We start from the raw sequence: 19000 nt of genomic DNA on the forward strand, positions 1-19000 counted from the left end.
CAGCCGCAGGGTTTCCGTGAAATCGTTAGCGAATAATCCCGCGCGCTGAATCAAGGAAAAATGCATTGAAGTGGCACAGTAACGGATATTCCGCGCTGAGCTGCTCAATTTCCCCCTTCACCCGTTCCACCGATTCCGGCTGGTGATAAAGCAAATCGTACAGATAGCGGATGACATTTTGCTGCGCTTTGCCGGCCCGGCAAAATTCCGTTGCCTGCTCGTTTATCCCTTTCGGCACCGCGCGATTTCCCCCCGCTATCACAAAAGGCGGCACGTCCTGCACCACACAGGTATTAGCAAGGAGATGGACGCCCGTGCCAATAATACAAAACTGATGCACCGCGCTCAGGGCATCAATCCGGGCATCACTGCCTAATGAAACATGCCCCGCCAGAGCACTGTGTTCGCCGATAAACGTGGCATTTCCTATCTGACAGTCATGGCCGACATGCACGCCCCCTTCAAACACATTCAGGTGCCCGATCCGGGTCATACCACCGCCCTGCACGGTGCCGCGATGCAGTGTCACGTGGCGGCCAATGCGGTTTCCATTGCCGATTTCCAGCCCGGTGGGTTCTCCGGCGTATTTCAAATCCTGGCTGATCTCGCCAATGGATGAGCCCATGCCAATCTGGTTATCCGTGCCAATTTTGGTATTGCCGTTGATAACGACATGAGAAGAAATGTGTGTTCCTTCGCCGATTTGCACACCGGCGGAAATAAAGCAGAAAGGCCCGATAACCACTCGCGGGCCGATAATGACACCTGGCTCTATGATACTGCTGGCCGCAATTGTGGCCGAAGATGAAATCAACACGAACATCCTTCTGACAGCCAGCAGGCAGTCAGTAGTGAATTAAACCGGACAGGCATAATCAGGGAAAGATCAAAATGAGCGGAGGGAAACGCACTCAGAGAGGTTTAAACAAGGGGAGTGTTTCGTTGAACATCCGCATCGCTACACGGCACAGCATAAGGCTTCAGGATCGAAAAGGCGGTCTCTTATATTTTTTTTATTTTCTGAACCTTTTCGGAAACGCTGCATAATGAAAATTTTATGACAGGTAGATTAAGGCTTTCTTAAGCTTGGATGAATATTCTATTGGATATTCATTTCTATACGTTATGTTTCCTTCACATCAACGCTGCTACCACCACCCTGTTGGGAGTTTTCATTGCGCTCTATATTTCCGAAGATTAGCTACTTTACGCTGACTTTACTGCTGACCCTGTATTTTACCTTTATCGTTAATCTGCCGATTTTGCTGCATTTTTATCACATCTTACAGGCACTGCCCGCGTACAACCTGGCTTTTGCCCTGAGCATTCCGGTTGCGCTGTTTGCCGCACTGAACTTTGTGTTCACCCCTTTCAGCTTTCGTCCATTGCTTAAGCCATTCTTTATTATCGTGCTGCCGGTCAGTGCCCTCGCCAGTTTTGCGATGATGACCTTCCAGGTCGTATTTGATCGCGGCATGATCGAAAATATTCTCGAGACGCAATCGGCTGAAGCGTCGTCTTACCTGAATCTGAAAGTGATACTGTGGTTTGTCTTCACCGGCGTTTTGCCCGCTATTTTGCTTTTCCTGACACCGGTCAGCTATGAAAAAACGCCGTTACGCCGTCTCGGTGTCCGTCTGGTGTCGATGGTGATTTCATTGCTGGTGGTTGCCTCCATTGCCGGGATTTTTTACAAAGATTACGCCTCTGTGGGCCGTAACAACCGCACCCTGAATCTGGAAATTGTGCCGACAAACTACCTCTACAGCGCGTTCCAGTACATCAATCACCGTTACTTCACGCCGAAAATGCCGTTCCAGACTATTGGCAACGATGCAAAACTGGTGCAGCAACCGGGGCAGAAACCAAATCTGGTGTTCCTGGTGATTGGGGAAACCGCGCGGGCGCAAAATCAGTCATCTGAGGGTTACGCCAAACCGACTAATCAGTACACACAGGCTATTCCTGACGTGGTGTTCTTTAATAAAATGACGTCATGCGGCACGGCAACGGCGATTTCTGTGCCGTGCATGTTCTCGAATATGAAGCGCACCCGCTACGACGCCAACCGCGCCCGTAACAGTGAAGGCTTGCTGGATATCCTGCATAAAGCCGGTGTTTCGGTGTTCTGGAAAGACAATGATGAAGGCTGTAAAGGCGTATGCGACCGTGTGCCGAATATCACCATCGATACAAAAAAAGACGGTAAATACTGTGATGGCGATACCTGCTACGACATGGCGCTGATGCAGAATATCGATGACGACATCAAACCTGACGGCAAAAATACGCTGATTGGCTTACATCTGATCGGCAGCCACGGCCCGACGTACTACAAACGCTATCCGCAGGAATTCCGTAAGTTTATGCCTGACTGCCCGCGCAGCGATATTGAAAACTGTTCTCAGGAACAACTGGTGAATACCTACGATAATACCCTGCTTTACACGGATTACACGGTGTCGCAGGTGATTGAGAAGGCGAAGCAGTATCAGGATAAGTACAACGTGGCCGTGATTTATCTTTCTGACCATGGCGAATCGCTGGGTGAAAATGGCCTGTATTTGCACGGCACGCCTTACAGCGTGGCACCGGCGCAACAGACACACGTGCCGATGCTGTTCTGGTTATCCAGCGGTTATGTGAAAGCGCAGGGAATTGATCTGCAATGCCTGAAATCGTATGCCGTGAACAAAGACGTTTCACAGGATAACCTGTTCCACACCGTGCTGAGCGCGATGGACGTGCAAACCTCGGAACGTGATCCGCAACTGGATATTCTGGCAGCCTGTCGTACATCACAAAGGTAATCACGCCCCTGTTGAAACGGTTTGCTGCCAGAACGTTATGGCAGCAAACCGCACTCCGTCAGAATGCTTTTTGCCAGCGTGCTGACCGTTTTATCAAACCGCTCAGATTCATTATCCATCACCATATACAAAGCCGTTTGCCGCACCGTTCTGGCTGATAATTCCAGTCGGCGGAGCAAACCGCTCTCCAGCGCTTTTTCCACACTTTCCAGCGGCAGCCAGCCGTACCCCACGCCCACCGCAATGGCTTCCATTGCGGCCCCGACAGTGGTGAATGTCCAGCTGGCAACAGGGCCGGATGACACATTTTCTGCACGCGGCGTGTGCCGGTCGGCCACGCTAATCAGCGGAAAACGCGCCAGATCCTGCGCAGTCAGCGGAACGGTGAGGCTCATCAGCGGATGATCGCTTTTGGCCACCGGCACAAAATCCACGTCGAGCAGGAAGCGCCCCTGTATCGCATTTTCCGGTGCCAGTGTGGTGATGTATAAATCCGCTGATCGTTCATTTAATTGCTTAAGGCTTTCGCCGCGCAGAATTTCTGTCAGATGAACACGGGTATCGGGAAACTGCTGCTGAAAATTTTTGAGTGCGCGAAACAGACGGTATTTGGGAAAGACACTGTCGACAACCAGGCTCAGTTCGGTGCGCGTCCCGTCTTTCAGCCCGGCGGCGCGGTGCTCAAGTTGCAAAAAGGCGGAAATCAGCGGCGTGGCCTGCATCAGCAACGCCCGCCCCTGTTCCGTCAGTGTCGCTTTACGGCCATGAATCTCCAGCAACGGCAGACCGAGACGTTCCTGTAACCCACTCAGGGCATAACTGACGGAAGACTGACTGCGGTTCAGTACCTCTGCGGCCTGCGCGTAACTTCCTTGTTCAATCACCGTTTGTAATACCACCCACTGCTCAAGTGTGGTGCGTGGAAGTGCCATACTGTTCCTTCCTTCAGATAAAAACACATCTAAATTTTAGATTATTTTAATCTGAAATCAGCGTTTTTTTATCAATTTTTTAGCGCGTAATATTCTCCTCATCGAAACAAAACATTTCACCTGTTACTGCGTTAAGGAGAATTACCATGAGCAACTTTGATAAACATGACCTGAGCAATTTCATCGGCAAACACGTTGTTTACACTTACGACAACGGCTGGAATTATGAAATCTATGTGAAAAATGCCGAAACGCTGGATTACCGCATCCATAGCGGGCTGGTCGGTAACCGCTGGGTGAAAGACCAGAAAGCCTATATCGTGCGTGTGGCTTCTGATGTGTACAAAATTTCCTGGACAGAACCGACCGGTACAGATGTCAGCCTGATTGTAAATCTGGGCGACAACGTGTTCCACGGCACCATTTTCTTCCCACGCTGGATTATGAACAACCCGGAAAAAACCGTGTGCTTCCAGAACGAACATATTCCATTGATGAATGCTTACCGCGATGCCGGACCCGCTTATCCGACTGAAGTCATCGACGAATTCGCCACCATTACCTTCGTCCGTGACTGCGGCGCTGACAATGACACTGTGATTGACTGCGCTGCCAGCGAGTTACCGGCTAACTTCCCGGACAATCTGCGTTAATCGTTAACCCGCAGACATAAAAAAACCGCAGTCATGACTGCGGTTTTTTCATGAATACCGTTTCAGGAGTACAGGAACATCAGCGCGCCAGCGTTTTCAGCAGCGTCGCATTGAATCTTTCCGGTTCTTCCATCTGCGGTGCGTGGCCCAGACCTTTAAACTCAATCAGTTTCGCGTGCGGAATAAGCTTCGCAACCTGTTTACCCAGCACATTGTAATGACCGATTTTTGCTTTTACCGCAGGCGGCGCAATATCGCTGCCGATGGCTGTGGTGTCAGCCGTGCCGATCATCAGCGTGGTCGGTACACGCAGGTTTTTGAATTCGTAGAACACAGGCTGCGTGAAAATCATGTCGTATATCAGCGCCGAGTTCCAGGCCACCAGTTTATGCCCCGGCCCGTTGTTCAGCCCTGCCAGCATATCGACCCAGCGGTCGTATTCCGGTTTCCACTTATTCACGTAATAGGTTTTGAGTTCGTACTGTTTAATGCTTTCCGCCGAGGTTTTCAGCTCACGGTCGTACCACTGATCGACGGTACGATACGGCACGCCCTTAGCTTTCCAGTCTTCCAGACCAATCGGGTTCACCAGCACCAGTTTCGATACTTCCGGTGCGAACATCAGGCTGTATCGCGTCGCCAGCATACCGCCGGTCGAATGCCCGACAATCACAGCTTTGGTTATTTTCAGGCTTTTAAGCAACTCATGGGTATTAGTCGCCAGTTGCTGGAAACTGTACTGGTAATGCGAAGGTTTGGTCGACGAACAGAACCCGACCTGATCGGGCGCGATAACCCGGTAGCCTTTACTGACCAGCGCCGAAATAGTGTCACCCCAGGTCGCGGCACAGAAATTCTTGCCATGCATCAGCACCACGGTCTGACCATTTTTGTGCCCGGTGGGCGGCACATCCAGATACCCCATTTGCAGCGGGGCACCCTGGGAATTAAAAGAGAATTGTTTCAGCGGGAACGGATAATCAAATCCCTGCAATTGCGGACCGTAAGAAGGCGCATCGGCAGCCATTGACGCGCCGGAGAAGGAGAACGATAAAACAGCAGCACAAAAGAGCAGTTTAAAACGGGGAAGCATGGGGTTGTCCTGGTGGTGTTCACGGAACCGACGGCGTAAAGCCTTATGCTACAAACTTTACGCCGTCAGGAAAACCACTTATCCAATATTCCGGATAATTGTGATATGGCGTTATTCTCAGACATATTTCACACCTTATGATTGACCCATCACTTAACGTTAATAAAGGTCTTTCGTCAGTGTGAAGCAAAGATATTTTTTCATTTCTGACTTAAGACACCTGTTGAGATAATTATTCATAAGGACAGGGAATATTCCATCTTTCTTAACATAATAAATATCACATATCCCCCGGCGGGATATAAACACAAACATAATGATATAAAAAACCCATCATTAAATTAAAAAACTATTTTTATATATTGTCAGGGTAGAAATATCGGTTCAGATAGGTATTTTTGAGCAAAACGTCACCTTTAAATCAGTGCCATACCGAATCTTCTTCGCAAAGCTCCACACCGCAGAGCGGGATTATGAGGTATATTAACGGGACAAAATGCCGCTCTCTGACTCTCACTGGGGGATACCCTTGGCCCTAAACTGGTTAACCCGACGCTCTGTCCGAATATGCCTTTCACTACTCGCATTCCTTGTTGTTGCTGCTCTCGGCATACTGGCGATCTCGTGGCAAACTTCTCAGGGATTACGCCGTGATACCGCCGCAAACCTGCAACAGTCAGTGAGGCTGGTGGATATGACGCTGGATAATGCCGCCATTGCCACCAGTGCCGTTGAGAATCTGATTGGCGTCCCCTGTGATGCCAACACCGTGCAGGCGCTACGCTGGCAGGTAGCCAAAGTGCCCAATGTCCGCACGGTCAACCTCTACCGCCAGAATACGATTTACTGCGCCTCCTTATTCGGCCCGCGTGCTGACAATATCTCGACCGACAAATATATCGACGGACGGTTAATGCTGATGCGTGGCAACAGCATCACGCCCGATCATCCTCTTATTGCCTATCGTCATGACGTTAACGGCAGCGGCGTGCTGGTTGGTGTGGATGGCTATTTTCTGCACAACATCCTGTCGTTGCTCAGCACTCACGCTTATCTGGTATTGCAGGTAGGCGACCAGTGGATGGACAGCAATGGCAGCATTCACACCGGTGAAGGCTGGCCGGACGGTGAACGTATGGAGCTTGCTTCTCAGAACTACCCCTACGCGATTCGCTTAGTGATCCGACCCAGTGACCACTGGGGTTATGTTTTTGATTACGCCACCGTCAGCCTGATATTGTTCCCGCTGCTCAGCTTATTTATCGCTTTCATGACCTACAGCCTGCTCGGTCGTGTCGGCAGCCCGACGGCGGCGCTGAGAGAAGCGCTGGAGAAAAAACAGTTCATTCCTTATTTACAGCCGGTGGTGGATGGCACCACGCATGAGGTGACCGGCGCTGAAGTGCTGATGCGCTGGCAGCATCCGCAATCAGGGCTGATCCCGCCTTATCAGTTTATCCCGCTGGCAGAAGAGAGCGGCCTGATTGTGCCCATGACGCGCCTCATCATGACGCAGGTACGTGAACAGTTCGGCCCGCTGGCAGCACAGTTGCCTAAAAATTTCCATTTCGGTTTCAATATCTGCGCCAGCCATTTCAAAGACCTCTCACTGGCTGAAGACTGCAAAGCATTTATTGATGCCTTCAGGGAGAACCCGATCAATCTGGTGCTTGAGCTGACTGAACGTGAATTAATCGAGCCGGGTGAAATCACCTCCAGCCTGTTTCACACACTTCGCCAGATGGGCGTGCTGATCGCGCTGGACGACTTTGGCACCGGGCATTCCAGCCTGGCGTACCTGCAAAAATTCCACATTGATATTCTGAAGATTGACCAGAGTTTCATAGGCCGGATTGGTACAGACGCGCTGGCCGGGCACATTGTTGATAACGTGATTGACCTGGCTAAACGTCTGCAAATGATCATCGTGGCCGAAGGCATTGAAACCCAGACACAGGTAAATTATCTTGCCCCGTACCGGCTGGAATTCCTGCAAGGTTACTTTTTCGGAAAGCCTGTACCGCCCGCCGATTTTATCCGGAAATGGCTCTGATTTTCATGCAGCCTGTGGCGGGCGCTATCTCTTCATACTGCGGGCACATTCGTGACTCAGTGACTAGACTAATAACGTGAGCTGCGTCTTATAAGATGTCTGTGCTTTTTGCTAAAAAATTGCCGGTGTGTAACATCCATACAGGATGAGTCCGATAACTAAGCTAACTTGTTGAAGTTACTTGTATTGGAGTACTCTGGCGGAGAACCCTGCTGACAATCAGAATGATCACTTTGCGAGCAAGATGATGATTAAGTGGCCGTGGAAAGCGAATGAACTGAAAATTGAGAAATCAGACGCCTGGAATGACGCGCTGAATATCCCACTTTTATCTTGCCTCAACGAAGATGAGAAACTGCGTCTGATTCAGGTCGCCAGCCAGTTGCTGCAACAAAAAAGGCTGGTTCCTCTGCAAGGCGTTGAGCTGACTGAACTGATGCAGGCCCGTATCGCGCTGCTTTTTGCGCTGCCGGTGATGGAACTGGGCGCTTCCTGGCTCGATGGCTTTCACGAAATCCTGCTCTACCCTTCCCCGTTCGTGGTTGATGCTCCCTGGCAGGATGAAAACGGGCTGGTGCATGCCGGTTCACAAATTCATGCCGGACAAAGCTGGGATCAGGGCCCGATTGTACTCAACTGGCAGGACATCGAGGACTCATTCGACAATTCTGGTTTTAACCTGATCATCCACGAAGCGGCGCATAAACTGGATATGCGCAACGGCGGCGAAGTCACGGGTATTCCGCCTATTCCGCTGCGTGAGGTGGTGTCATGGGAACACGATTTACACGCCGCGATGCAAAATCTGCAGGATGAAATCGACACTGTCGGCGAAGAGGCTGCCAGCATGGACGCCTACGCGGCGACCGATGCGGCCGAATGTTTTGCGGTACTGTCAGAGTATTTCTTTAGTGCACCAGAATTACTTTCAGAGCGTTTTCCGCTGGTATACGGCCATTTCAGCCGTTTTTATCAACAGGACCCGCTGGCAAGGCAACTTCGCGGTCAGCGCTGCGATTGTTAAATTCCGTTTTGACGGACATTTTTCCGCAGTAAAGTACCCTTTTATGGCGACATTGATTAGTTGCTGAGCAGTCGGACGTTTTTGACGAATTTAGCGTTGACACTCCGCAGCCCTCTGGATATTATGCGCCCCGTTCCAACGATTCCTCTGTAGTTCAGTCGGTAGAACGGCGGACTGTTAATCCGTATGTCACTGGTTCGAGTCCAGTCAGAGGAGCCAAATTCTTGTTTTCATGCCTCTTTGCGAATCCTTATGTGATTTAGATTCAATAAGTTAGCGCGAAAAATCTTCCCGATGCATTTTTAGTTTTCCCTCTGCATCGGGAGAATTTGGTGGTCAGATTTGGGGTCATGTTGGTTCGATGACGGAGTGACCCCCAAATGTCTCTTAACGACACAAAAATCCGCAGCTTAAAGCCATCCGCAAAACCCTTCAAAGTTTCCGATTCTCACGGCCTGTACCTTTTGATCAATCCCGGCGGTTCACGTCTCTGGTATCTCAAATATCGTATCAATAGAAAAGAATCACGCCTCGGCTTGGGTGCCTACCCTGATGTGTCTTTGGCTGATGCCCGTCAACAACGTGATGGTATCCGTAAATTGCTGGCGCATAATATCAATCCAGCACAGCAGCGCTCTGCTGAAAAAGCCACTTCCTCGCCAGAAAAAAGTTTCAAGTATGTGGCACTGGACTGGCATAAAAGCAACCGAACATGGTCAGAGAACCACGCCTCCCGTCTGCTTGCCAGCATGAACAATCATATATTTCCTGTGATTGGACACTTGCCGGTAGCTGAACTGAAACCTCGTCACTTTATCGACCTGCTGAAAGGCATTGAGCAAAAAGGTCTGCTGGAAGTCGCAGCACGTACGCGGCAGCATATGTGCAACATCATGCGTCATGCCGTACATAATGAGTTGATAGAGCAGAATCCGGCTGCCAATCTGGACGGTATAATCGCCCCTCCGGTTAAACGCCACTACCCTGCCCTTCCCTTGGAACAACTACCAGAACTGTTAACCCGTATTAAGGACTACAAGCAAGGACGAGAGTTAACCCGCCTGGCAGTATCACTCACCCTGCACCTATTCATCCGTTCCAGCGAACTGCGTTTCGCCCGTTGGTCTGAGATCGATTTCAAAAATAGAATCTGGACCATTCCTGCCACTCGCGAGTCCATCCCCGGTGTCCGCTACTCTGGGCGTGGTGCAAAAATGCGCACTCCACATATCGTTCCACTCTCCCGTCAGTCCATTGCTATTCTGAAACAGATACGGGAAATATCCGGGCATCAGGTGCTGGTATTCCCCGGCGATCATAATCCGTATAAACCGATGTGCGAAAACACGGTCAATAAGGCGCTACGCCTGATGGGCTATGACACAAAAGATGAAATCTGCGGCCACGGATTTAGGGCAATGGCCTGTAGTGCCCTGATGGAGTCTGGCCTATGGGCGCAGGATGCGGTTGAACGGCAGATGAGTCACCAGGAGCGTAACAGCGTTCGAGCGGCTTACATCCATAAAGCAGAATATCTCGATGCCCGTAAAGCGATGATGCAATGGTGGTCGGATTATCTGGATATGTGCCGGAAAGAGTATGTGCCACCTTATATTTGTGGGAAGGAAATCAGTTACACAATGGGATAAATCTTCTGACAAAATAAACCACAGAGATAGCCGTATCAGTCTGTACTGGTACGGTATTTTTCTGGCTTCAACTCGAAGAAATTGTTAAACCGTTTATGAGCATCTTCATGCCGAACTTGAAAGATCCCCTTTTTATTCGCAACATCATTCTATCGCTTAAGATAGGAGAATAGGGAGATTGTGTGCAGGAATATGGGTATGCAAACTTTAGCAAAACCAGCTCAGACCTCATCAATATAATGGTGGTATGATGCCGAATGAATCAGAATAATTGTTCTGGAAAAACTCTAAAGCCGTGGCCAGTTTTGCTTGACCACTAAAATCCCTCGGTCCATGTGGACATGACCAATGTCATTGTTTGTTAATGAATGTTCAGCAGAGAAGTAAATGCAAAGCACATTTTTTGATTAAAAACATTATGGAAGACATACTGGGGTAACATCTAAACCTAAATCAGAAAAGTAAGGATGAATTATGACTTCACATTACCTTGTTGTTGGTGGTACAGGGATGTTATCAGGAGTGGTTAAGGCATTGATTAAAGATGGAAATATCGTTTCCATTGTATCCCGTGGAGACGAAAAGTTCCGCAAACTGGTTAAGGATTTAGGCACAAATAATCTTTATCATCTATCGTGTGATTATCACGACATTGAAAATCTGAAGATTCAATTAAAAAATCATACTGAAAATCTCGGATTTTTTGATGTTTCTATATGCTGGGTGCATGAACCATCAGAAATGAATGTTTGTTCGGCTGCTGTTGAATTCACTAAAAATTCACTTTGGCATATTGTTGGAAGTTCTTTAGCAAATCCATCAAAGCCAGAAGAAATTACTAATAGATTATCTTTTTTCCGTAAAAATCATCCCGACGTTGAATACAGAATAATAATATTAGGCTTTGTTATAGATAATAGATTTAATTTAAACAACTCAAGATGGTTATCCAATTTTGAAATATCTCATGGTATCAGCGTTGCATTAAATAAAGACATAAGGGTTAATATCATAGGTACCACAGTTCCTTGGCCTCTTCGACCTAGTTTTTGACCGGCCCAATTACTTAATTTATCAGAATGTTAATTCCGCTTATGGCTTTGAGTTCAATCGATGGATGCAACACAGTTGCTAAATAGTTCTGCTGGTGACTCATAGCTTAACGTTTTTCTTGGTCTCTCGTTAAGTTGTCTGGCAACACTATTTAATCTTTGCTGGCTGTGAACTGATAAGTCGGGCCTCATACCCAATTCGGAGCTAGCAGTTAGTGAAGCAGAGAATCGTCACCTTAAGCTTAAGCGTTAAGAATTACAGCAGAGGTTAGGTGCCGACGTCAGCCATGAGCGGCTCGCATCAATCCTGAATAACATTTCGATGCAGATAACCTCGTGAATATCGGCGTCCACAGCCAGGTACTTTTTCTGCCAGACGCGGTGCGCAACGTGAGGCGAAAGACCCGCTTGAGCATCAGAACGGTCTCAGAATAACGTTGAGAACAACCCACGAAGGCTTTTTGGGACCGTCGTAACAGTCCTAGATGGCCCGCTCATCCAATCAGAATCAGTGTTCCCCGATTGACGAAAGCCTTGTTGTAGGCGTTCCAGTTAGTGATTTTGAGGTTTTGTTTTGCCACAAGATACCGCTACAGAGTCACGAATGTGTTGATCTGATCCTGGTTGTAGCTAAAAATTCTATTTACTCAAAAAAGTCTTGTAAAATATATCGCCGAATGTATATGAAAACCGATTAAACCAAGTGCATAAATCTTTGCCCGGTTTTAATTGATCATCACTACCCGTTATTTAATAATACCCATTGGTAAATCCACAATAGATTTTATGCTAAAATCAGATGATACACATCCCAACTAAGACCAGCCGATGTCAAAAAACACTAAAAGCTTCCTAAATCCCATCGAGCATGAATTTACTCTTCGCCATCCAGGCGTGAGATGTTTTAGTATCTCTTATATAAAAGAAAATTATCATGATGACTTATTCATCGAGTATAATATCGACATTCCACAAACACTAAACAACGCAGTGACAAAAAGGCGTGCTGAATTTATTGCCGGTCGATACTGCGCCAGTAACGTATTAATGCTCTTGGGATGTGAGGAGACCAAGGTTGCTGTCTCTCCTGAGAGGGCACCTGTATGGCCTGCCGGAGTGTTGGGATCTATTTCTCATACTGATAACTTTGCTATCGCGGTGGCTGGTTTTTCGAGTAAATTGACCTATATCGGCATTGATATTGAGATAAGACAGCCAAAGATTTTTGTCGATATGGCTAATGAATTTACTTCAACCGGTGAGCAAGGTTATTTTTCATCATTATCCTTAGATTATGATGTTGCTTTGTTGATCGCGTTTTCGGCGAAAGAGAGTTTATTTAAAGCGTTATGGCCGACGATAAAATATTTTTTCGATTTTTCCTATGCAGAGATAATAGACATAAACGAAAAACTCGGTAAATTCTCTTTACGTCTAACGAAATCCCTCACCAGAAATATTACAGCCGGAACGGTTTTCGACGGCCGCTACTATTATTATCAACAAAGTAATCACAAAAATTCCATCATCACATTTATTGCCAAGTGACCACTTGAACTTTCCTCGTGGGCAGGTGCTATTATTGCTAATTACTTCCTTCAATAAACAGCTGGCCTTGCGCTTTATCCAGTAACATCGGCAGTGCCTCTCCCTTCACCCAGGCGGTCAAATCGTTCATCTACCCAGGACCAAGCGGGTTACCAGTTTGCCCGGTGGGTAAGCCTCTAGTTCTTCATCAGGTGAGGTGACAACCCGCTCAGAAGCCGTGAAAATCTGGCGAAGCAGTGAATTTCCCCTTCGGTGTCGTGAGGCACTTGACCATCCTTCGTGTTCTGTGAGTTCAACCGGTCAATGCATCGGCTCCTATATAAACGCAAATGTCAGTTCAATCGCCTATGCGGTGGAAGTTTTTTAAATTATTAATGGACTGCCCAGCTACATCGCTGAATAGTGAAAAATGTCCGCCATCTACCAGTGTAATATTTCTTCCGGCCCCCAGTCGTCGTATGTTTTGTAAAAGTAGGTCTTTACTAAAATATCCACCAACACCGCCCCGCGCGTAAAGTAAATTGATATTACGTGGTACGTCATTTGCAATGATACGGAACTGCTTATGAAGCACCATCGCCTTATCAAGCAGGTCATGAAGCGACGCTAATCGGGTATCCCCAGCTCCGGTAAAGTTCTCCCAGCGGTAATTATCTGGCATAAAGTCGAGAAAGCTGTCGATAATGGTGACATAGCAGATTTGAGCTTGCCGCTCAGAGCGCAGAGCTAATTCATATGCGAGGCAGCCGCCAAAGGAATGACCAACCAGATGTATGGTCTCCCCTACTTGACACTCCGCTTTCAAACGCTGCCAAGTTTTATCTGCCAGTGCCTCAAAACTGGTGGCGCTAGGCAAATCATGATTGTAATTTAGTATTTTTACTGCGAAATCAGGCGTCAGCTTCTTAAACCACGATTGATATACCGCCCCTAACGTACCAGCTCCAGGCAAAAAATATAGTGTCTGTCCCCGTTTGACGGGAGGGACTGCATCCTCATTCCTCAGGCGATGAAAGATGCTCAGCGTCAGATCGGCGATCACTGGCGCCGTAAAAATATCTTCGTAATTTAGGCGAAGGGAAAATGTTGACTCAATACGCTCAAGCAGTTGAAGTATGTCTAACGAGTTGGCGCCGGATGCAATAAGATCGCTATCTCTGTGCAGGAAAGGATCGTGTAGCACTGAGCAGCAGATTGCCAGCAACTGCTGTTCCAACTTTACTGGAATAGGGATTTCCGGCCCGGCAGGCTGGTTATGATGCCTTAATAACGCGTCTAGCCATTGATCTGACTGCTTGGCAAGTACTTTGCGGTCAATTTTGCCATTGTGATTTAAAGGGAAAGCTTCCAGGATATATATCCAGTTGGGAATCATATAGCCGGGCAGAACCTCACGTAACGCCGCTAATACTTGCTGTTTCGTGCTGAACCCTCTTTCAGTAACTATACACAAGATAATCTCTTTATGGCCTGAATGTTCCACAGGGCATGCGACTGCACGACCAATACCCTCCAGGTTTTCCGCCGCCAGTTCAATCTCACTTAGTTCCACCCGGTGGCCACGAATCTTCACTTGGTTGTCTTGCCGCCCGATATAGTGCAATCGACCTGCACCATCAATATAACCACTATCTCCTGTAAGATAAGCAATAGCGTTTAACGCAGTGAGGAAAACAAAACGCTGCGTGGTAAGCTCTGGTGCATGCATATAGCCGCTTGCCAGGTTAACCCCAGCCAACACAATTTGCCCTATTTGCCCTCGCAGCAGCGGCTCCATTGCATCATTGATTACCGCAACCTGATTACCAGCAATCGGTACACCTATTGGTATCGACTCTTCCGGCCCGGTAATATGGTATTCCGTAGCATAGGTAGTAAATTCCGTAGGACCATAAAGGTTGTAAAACTCTGGCATCTTTGTCGCGAAAAAGAAGTACTTTTTAACCACGTTTGGTGACAGCGCTTCCCCTGCAACATTAACACGCAGCAGTGCATGTGGTAATGCCCGGTGTTCAAGCAGGTATTCAAGCACCGAGGGAACCGTATTCAACAAGGTATAGTCATCGTGATATTGCAACTGAATAGCATTATCCAGCACCGTTAAACATCCGCCGCTGCAAAGCGTGGCAAATATTTCATAGATACTTAGATCGAATGAAAAAGAAGTGACAAAGGGTACACGGCGGAAGATCTCTTCACCTGCGGTCAGCGACCATGCAATAAAGGCTGTGAGATTACCGTGGCTAAGCATCACCCCCTTAGGTGTCCCTGTTGAACCGGAGGTATAAAGGCAATATGCCAACTGCTGACTGCTGACGGGTTGTTCGCAAGCCAGCTTATAGAGGCTGAGCGGTAAAGGTAATGAAACATTAATCATAACCAGTTTCTGTAATACATCCTCACCCACCCACTCTAAAGTTCTATCCGTCACCAGAAAACGGCAGTGGCTGGCATCGAGAATTTGCTGTTTGCGCGCTGCAGGAAACTTATGATCCATAGGCATAAACGCCATGCCACAACGCAACAGCGCAATCAGCACAGCAATGCTATCGACAGTTCTGGTCAAATCGCATGCGACAATTCGCGCCTCATCGGAGGCAAAAGCGAAATTTTCTAGAAAATATCGTGCAAGTTCTTTACTACGTAGTTCAAGCTGCGCAAAAGTGAGTGAGGTCCCATGCGGGCTGCGCAGGCAAATAACATCTGGCCGCCGTGCGGTTATCTGCTGCAAACAGTTCAGCACTGACTTATTGCCCGTAATTGGCAGATGCGGTTCACTGAGCAGGCTGATTCTGGGCTCAGGATCAACTGCTACATCCGATAAAGCCATGTCACCTGCGATCACTCTGAACAAAGTGCTAGAAAGAAAGTCAATATCAACATCAGAATAAACTGCGCGATCGAACTCAATCTGCAACGCGAATCGCTGCTCTGTAATCTTTAAAAGATGAAAAGAAAGAGTGAACAATGAAGCGCTATTCGAAATAAATAATCGGGTGATGGCGTTATCTTGAGTTGTGAGATCAACATAGTTAACCAGTATCTGAAACAAGGGATGTGTAGAGGAAGAACTTTTAAGTCCCAGATGTCTGACTATATCGTTCAGCGACACCAACTGATGAAAACTATTGGTCAGCAGTTGTTTTCTGATTAGCTTATCCCCCCCGCTCTCCGCCATAGCTGCTGTCAGCAGCAGAGGTAAAGTATTCTCATACAGCCCGATTTGATGGCGATCGCGCTCATGGCTACGTCCTGCATAAGGAATACCGACCAGCAAATTTTCCTGCTGTGTCGACTGGCGATAATACCGACAGAACGCGGATAGAAAACGAGATAGAGGATGATTATTTGTCAGCAAGGAGGCACTAAGTGGCTCGCTCATTGGTAGATAGCGATATCCTGTAGTTTTCAGTTTTCTGCTGCTATGTTTTTTATTAAGCGGTAAAAGTGCAACTGTTGGAGTATCACTGACTAGCTTTTGCCAGTAGTTAAGGCTTCGGCGGTAGCCATCAGTATCCCTGTTACTGGCTAGTTGTTGCACGAACATATTGTAGTCATCATGGTACAGTGATACTTCGCAGCGGGCATGGTAGCAGTCCAGCGTACGTTGAAGGAAAATAGCAACTGAAATGCCATCCCATATAATATGGCTGGATTCAATTATCAGCAGGTTACCTCCAGTTGATAGCTCCAGTAGGGTGAAGCGAATCAACTCTTCGTCCATAACTGCTATCGACCTTCCGATTAACCAACTGGCAATCGCCTGATCTAAATCTTGTTGATCAACGAACAAAGCGCCCTGCTGTAAACAGATGTCACGTGTAGGGTAAAATTTTTTCCCCTCATGGTGGATCTGCATACGCAACTCACGACCATTCTGTCTAATAACGGTATTGATCGCATTTTTCAACCGCATAGGATCGAATGGAATATCTGATGTGATTGCAACAGTCAGTTGGTTGAGTGCAGGGTTCTGGTTAATTCGTTCCGCAGTGATAAAATTTTGTTGCGTTGTGGTTAACTCAAAAAATTTATACATTGATCAACCTCCCTCAATCAGTCGGGTAATATTCTCACCGAAAAATACCTGTAGCGCGGTAGGCGTAATTTGTTGTGTTATCGCGGGGTTGGAGGTGATTCCAGTGACTAGATTTTTAAGGCCGCCGGACATCCTCGTGACGGGCCAGTCTGACCCAAAAATCACTTTGTTTTCAATATCTGCGAGTAAAACAGATAACAGCTGTTTCTGCCATTTACCTGGGAAAATTGCCCCACTTATCCCGCCAGTATCGATGTAAAGATTTGGCCAGTTTCGCGCTAGTTCAACAGCCTCTTCAACATAGGCAACAGCTCCATGCGCCAGAATAAAATTCACACCTGGAAAGTCCCTGGCCGCCGCACAAATTAACGAAGGTGGCATAAGCGTGAGATTGAGAGACTGCACCGTAGGACCGGTATGAAGCAGCACCGGTAAAGATTTTTCCTGACAGAAGTCATAGAACGGATAGAGACATTTATCAGAAGGTGAATAGCCGCATGGAGGATAAAGTTTGAGTCCATGAAAACCAAAATTTTCAATGGATTCGACAAACTCGTCGAGCGCGACTTGACCCCGCAATGGGTTAACTCCAGGGAAGACATAAAAACGCCCCGGGTATTTTTGTGTGACCTGAAAATGTGCTTCATAGATCTCCCGCTGCGGAAGCGGCATAGCCATGGCCGAGGAGAAATCAGGGATAAGTAGTACCGTGCGACTGATGGATGCAGCATCCATCTCAACAATTAACCTATCACCATAATGATCGTTATGCTGCATCAGTAGCATTTGCAGAATCTTGCTATAAGATACTTTTTCTCCATACGCTATCATTTTACAAGTTATATTGGCTGCAACATCTTCAAAAAATTGCTGCGGTATATAGCGCGTGGAGGCCAAATGACAATGTCCGTCAATTATTTTCATCCTCTACTCCGCTGAAGTAGTTGGTACCAATTCCAGAGAAATCTTTCGGATAGTTGATATTTTATCAATATCAATTTCACTGAGATCGATATTAGTCTGGTAAACATCTTCTAAGTGCGATACTAGCCCAAGTAAACCCATAGAATCTAGAATGCCACTTGCAAAAAGATCGTCATCCAGTCCAACTTCCTCTTTGAGATCATCATCACGCGACATAATATAGCGGTGAATAACCTGCATTGTCTCATCCATTTTGTTCCCCCTTATCACTTACTGATAGAATACGTAATAAGTTCTTACCCATAATCATCCCAACTTCTTTTTCTTTCAACTCAGTTAATGGACCATCCTCAGAAAACATAATATCCATGATTCTTTTATTAGAAAGAGTCATCTTATACGCTGGCCAACTGGTTCCAAAGAGTATTTTATGATTAAACCCACATTTGAATGTGTTCTTCAGGTGTGATATCCACAACGAGTTGCTACCCAGATTAGCAAAGCCGCTACAATCTAGATAAACATTTTCTCGGTAAACTGCCAAATAAGAACTTTCATGGAAATTATAGATTGCACCGTGGCCAAGGATGAAATTGACTCCTCGAAAACACCGTGCAGCTTCATCAATTAATACCGGGTTACCGAAGCTGTAATTGAGATCTTGCCAACCTGGCCCAGAATGACTAAGAACAGGAAGCCCATAAGCTTCACAGATTTCATAATAGGGAAACAGCCTCTTATCTGATGGAGAAAAACCACAAAGAGGGTAGACTTTCAGGCCATGTACACTCCCTGATTTTACCTTATTATGAAAAAGTGTAATACCATCACTGCCATAACGTGGATCAATTCCAGCAAATACATGGAAGCGCCCGGGATAACGAGCACAAATTTTTTCATGCAGCTCAATTGACTCTTCCGGCGTCAGTACCGAGGGGTAAAGATATGAAAAATCTGGAGCGATTAGTATCCCCTGATGAATACCACTATGACCCATCTCACTGACTAGGTGGTCACCATTATGATCCTGATAATAAGATTTTAGCTTATCTAAGAGTTTGTTAATTTCAATCCTGTCGCCTAGTGCTTGCATTTTATTTTGTAGATTCACTGCTTGATCATAAAGAAATTTTTCAGGTACAAGTTTATCGGAGGCAACATTAATATGCGTATCTATCACCGTATATGGCATAGTGGCACCCTGTATAATGTATAAGACTGGT

General features: G+C 47.0%; 14 protein-coding genes, 1 tRNA gene and 1 pseudogene. 8 read left to right on the forward strand and 8 right to left on the reverse strand.

The window, feature by feature from the left end; genetic code table 11:
* Positions 1-25 precede the first annotated feature (25 nt).
* Entirely contained in the window at positions 26-814 is a 789-nt protein-coding gene (lpxA, locus tag LC431_RS04835) for an acyl-ACP--UDP-N-acetylglucosamine O-acyltransferase (RefSeq protein WP_041673215.1), read from the reverse strand.
* A 361-nt stretch (positions 815-1175) separates the two neighbouring features.
* Between lpxA and LC431_RS04840 the strand changes: the two genes are divergently transcribed.
* A complete protein-coding gene (locus tag LC431_RS04840; protein ID WP_223509337.1) occupies positions 1176-2810 on the forward strand; it encodes a phosphoethanolamine transferase in 1635 nt (544 codons plus the stop codon).
* Positions 2811-2845: 35 nt separating this feature from the next.
* Here the strand turns inward: LC431_RS04840 and LC431_RS04845 are convergent, their stop codons facing one another.
* Positions 2846-3742, reverse strand: a complete 897-nt coding sequence (locus LC431_RS04845) for a LysR family transcriptional regulator (protein WP_013575235.1) — start codon at positions 3740-3742, stop codon at positions 2846-2848.
* A gap of 146 nt (positions 3743-3888) precedes the next feature.
* Between LC431_RS04845 and LC431_RS04850 the strand changes: the two genes are divergently transcribed.
* Positions 3889-4395, forward strand: a complete 507-nt coding sequence (locus tag LC431_RS04850; protein ID WP_013575234.1) for a phenolic acid decarboxylase — start codon at positions 3889-3891, stop codon at positions 4393-4395.
* A 79-nt stretch (positions 4396-4474) separates the two neighbouring features.
* Here the strand turns inward: LC431_RS04850 and LC431_RS04855 are convergent, their stop codons facing one another.
* Positions 4475-5488 (reverse strand): alpha/beta fold hydrolase, encoded by a 1014-nt coding sequence (locus tag LC431_RS04855; RefSeq protein ID WP_223509338.1) that lies wholly within the window; start codon positions 5486-5488, stop codon positions 4475-4477.
* Positions 5489-6017: 529 nt separating this feature from the next.
* Between LC431_RS04855 and LC431_RS04860 the strand changes: the two genes are divergently transcribed.
* The 5 genes from LC431_RS04860 to LC431_RS04880 all read left to right on the forward strand — a co-directional run bounded on the left by LC431_RS04860 (position 6018) and on the right by LC431_RS04880 (position 11267).
* Entirely contained in the window at positions 6018-7541 is a 1524-nt protein-coding gene (locus tag LC431_RS04860; RefSeq protein WP_013575232.1) for an EAL domain-containing protein, read from the forward strand.
* A gap of 247 nt (positions 7542-7788) precedes the next feature.
* The gene (gene mtfA / locus LC431_RS04865; RefSeq protein WP_013575231.1) at positions 7789-8565 is read left to right on the forward strand and encodes a DgsA anti-repressor MtfA; all 777 of its coding nucleotides are present in this window, start codon (positions 7789-7791) and stop codon (positions 8563-8565) included.
* A gap of 143 nt (positions 8566-8708) precedes the next feature.
* Positions 8709-8784 (forward strand) — tRNA-Asn (locus LC431_RS04870).
* Between the two features lie 161 nt (positions 8785-8945).
* Positions 8946-10214 (forward strand): integrase arm-type DNA-binding domain-containing protein, encoded by a 1269-nt coding sequence (locus LC431_RS04875; RefSeq protein WP_223509339.1) that lies wholly within the window; start codon positions 8946-8948, stop codon positions 10212-10214.
* Between the two features lie 474 nt (positions 10215-10688).
* On the forward strand, positions 10689-11267 hold the full coding sequence (locus LC431_RS04880) for a hypothetical protein (RefSeq protein ID WP_223509340.1): 579 nt from the start codon (positions 10689-10691) through the stop codon (positions 11265-11267).
* Positions 11268-11320: 53 nt separating this feature from the next.
* On the opposite strand, the pseudogene LC431_RS04885 reads toward LC431_RS04880, so the two are convergent.
* Positions 11321-11449 (reverse strand): annotated as a pseudogene (locus LC431_RS04885) (IS30 family transposase); the annotation flags it as partial.
* Between the two features lie 645 nt (positions 11450-12094).
* On the opposite strand from LC431_RS04885, the gene LC431_RS04890 reads away from it, so the two are divergent.
* Complete coding sequence (locus LC431_RS04890; RefSeq protein WP_217158952.1) at positions 12095-12814, forward strand: 4'-phosphopantetheinyl transferase; 720 nt, start codon at positions 12095-12097, stop codon at positions 12812-12814.
* A 337-nt stretch (positions 12815-13151) separates the two neighbouring features.
* On the opposite strand, the gene LC431_RS04895 is transcribed toward LC431_RS04890, so the two are convergent.
* From LC431_RS04895 to LC431_RS04910, 4 genes are read right to left on the reverse strand one after another with little or no spacing between them, the layout of a single operon-like run.
* Positions 13152-16853 (reverse strand): AMP-binding protein, encoded by a 3702-nt coding sequence (locus tag LC431_RS04895; RefSeq protein ID WP_223509341.1) that lies wholly within the window; start codon positions 16851-16853, stop codon positions 13152-13154.
* A 3-nt stretch (positions 16854-16856) separates the two neighbouring features.
* Positions 16857-17777 carry an amidohydrolase family protein gene (locus LC431_RS04900; RefSeq protein ID WP_015689836.1) on the reverse strand — a complete coding sequence of 307 codons (921 nt, stop codon included), beginning with the start codon at positions 17775-17777 and terminating at the stop codon, positions 16857-16859.
* Between the two features lie 3 nt (positions 17778-17780).
* Positions 17781-18029 (reverse strand): phosphopantetheine-binding protein, encoded by a 249-nt coding sequence (locus tag LC431_RS04905; protein WP_015689835.1) that lies wholly within the window; start codon positions 18027-18029, stop codon positions 17781-17783.
* A complete protein-coding gene (locus tag LC431_RS04910) occupies positions 18022-18969 on the reverse strand; it encodes an amidohydrolase family protein (RefSeq protein WP_015689834.1) in 948 nt (315 codons plus the stop codon). Before LC431_RS04910 ends, LC431_RS04905 begins: the two co-directional genes overlap by 8 nt.
* Positions 18970-19000 lie beyond the last annotated feature (31 nt).

The sequence above is a fragment of the Rahnella sp. GSA61A genome (assembly GCF_019969905.1).
GTDB lineage: Bacteria > Pseudomonadota > Gammaproteobacteria > Enterobacterales > Enterobacteriaceae > Rahnella > Rahnella aceris.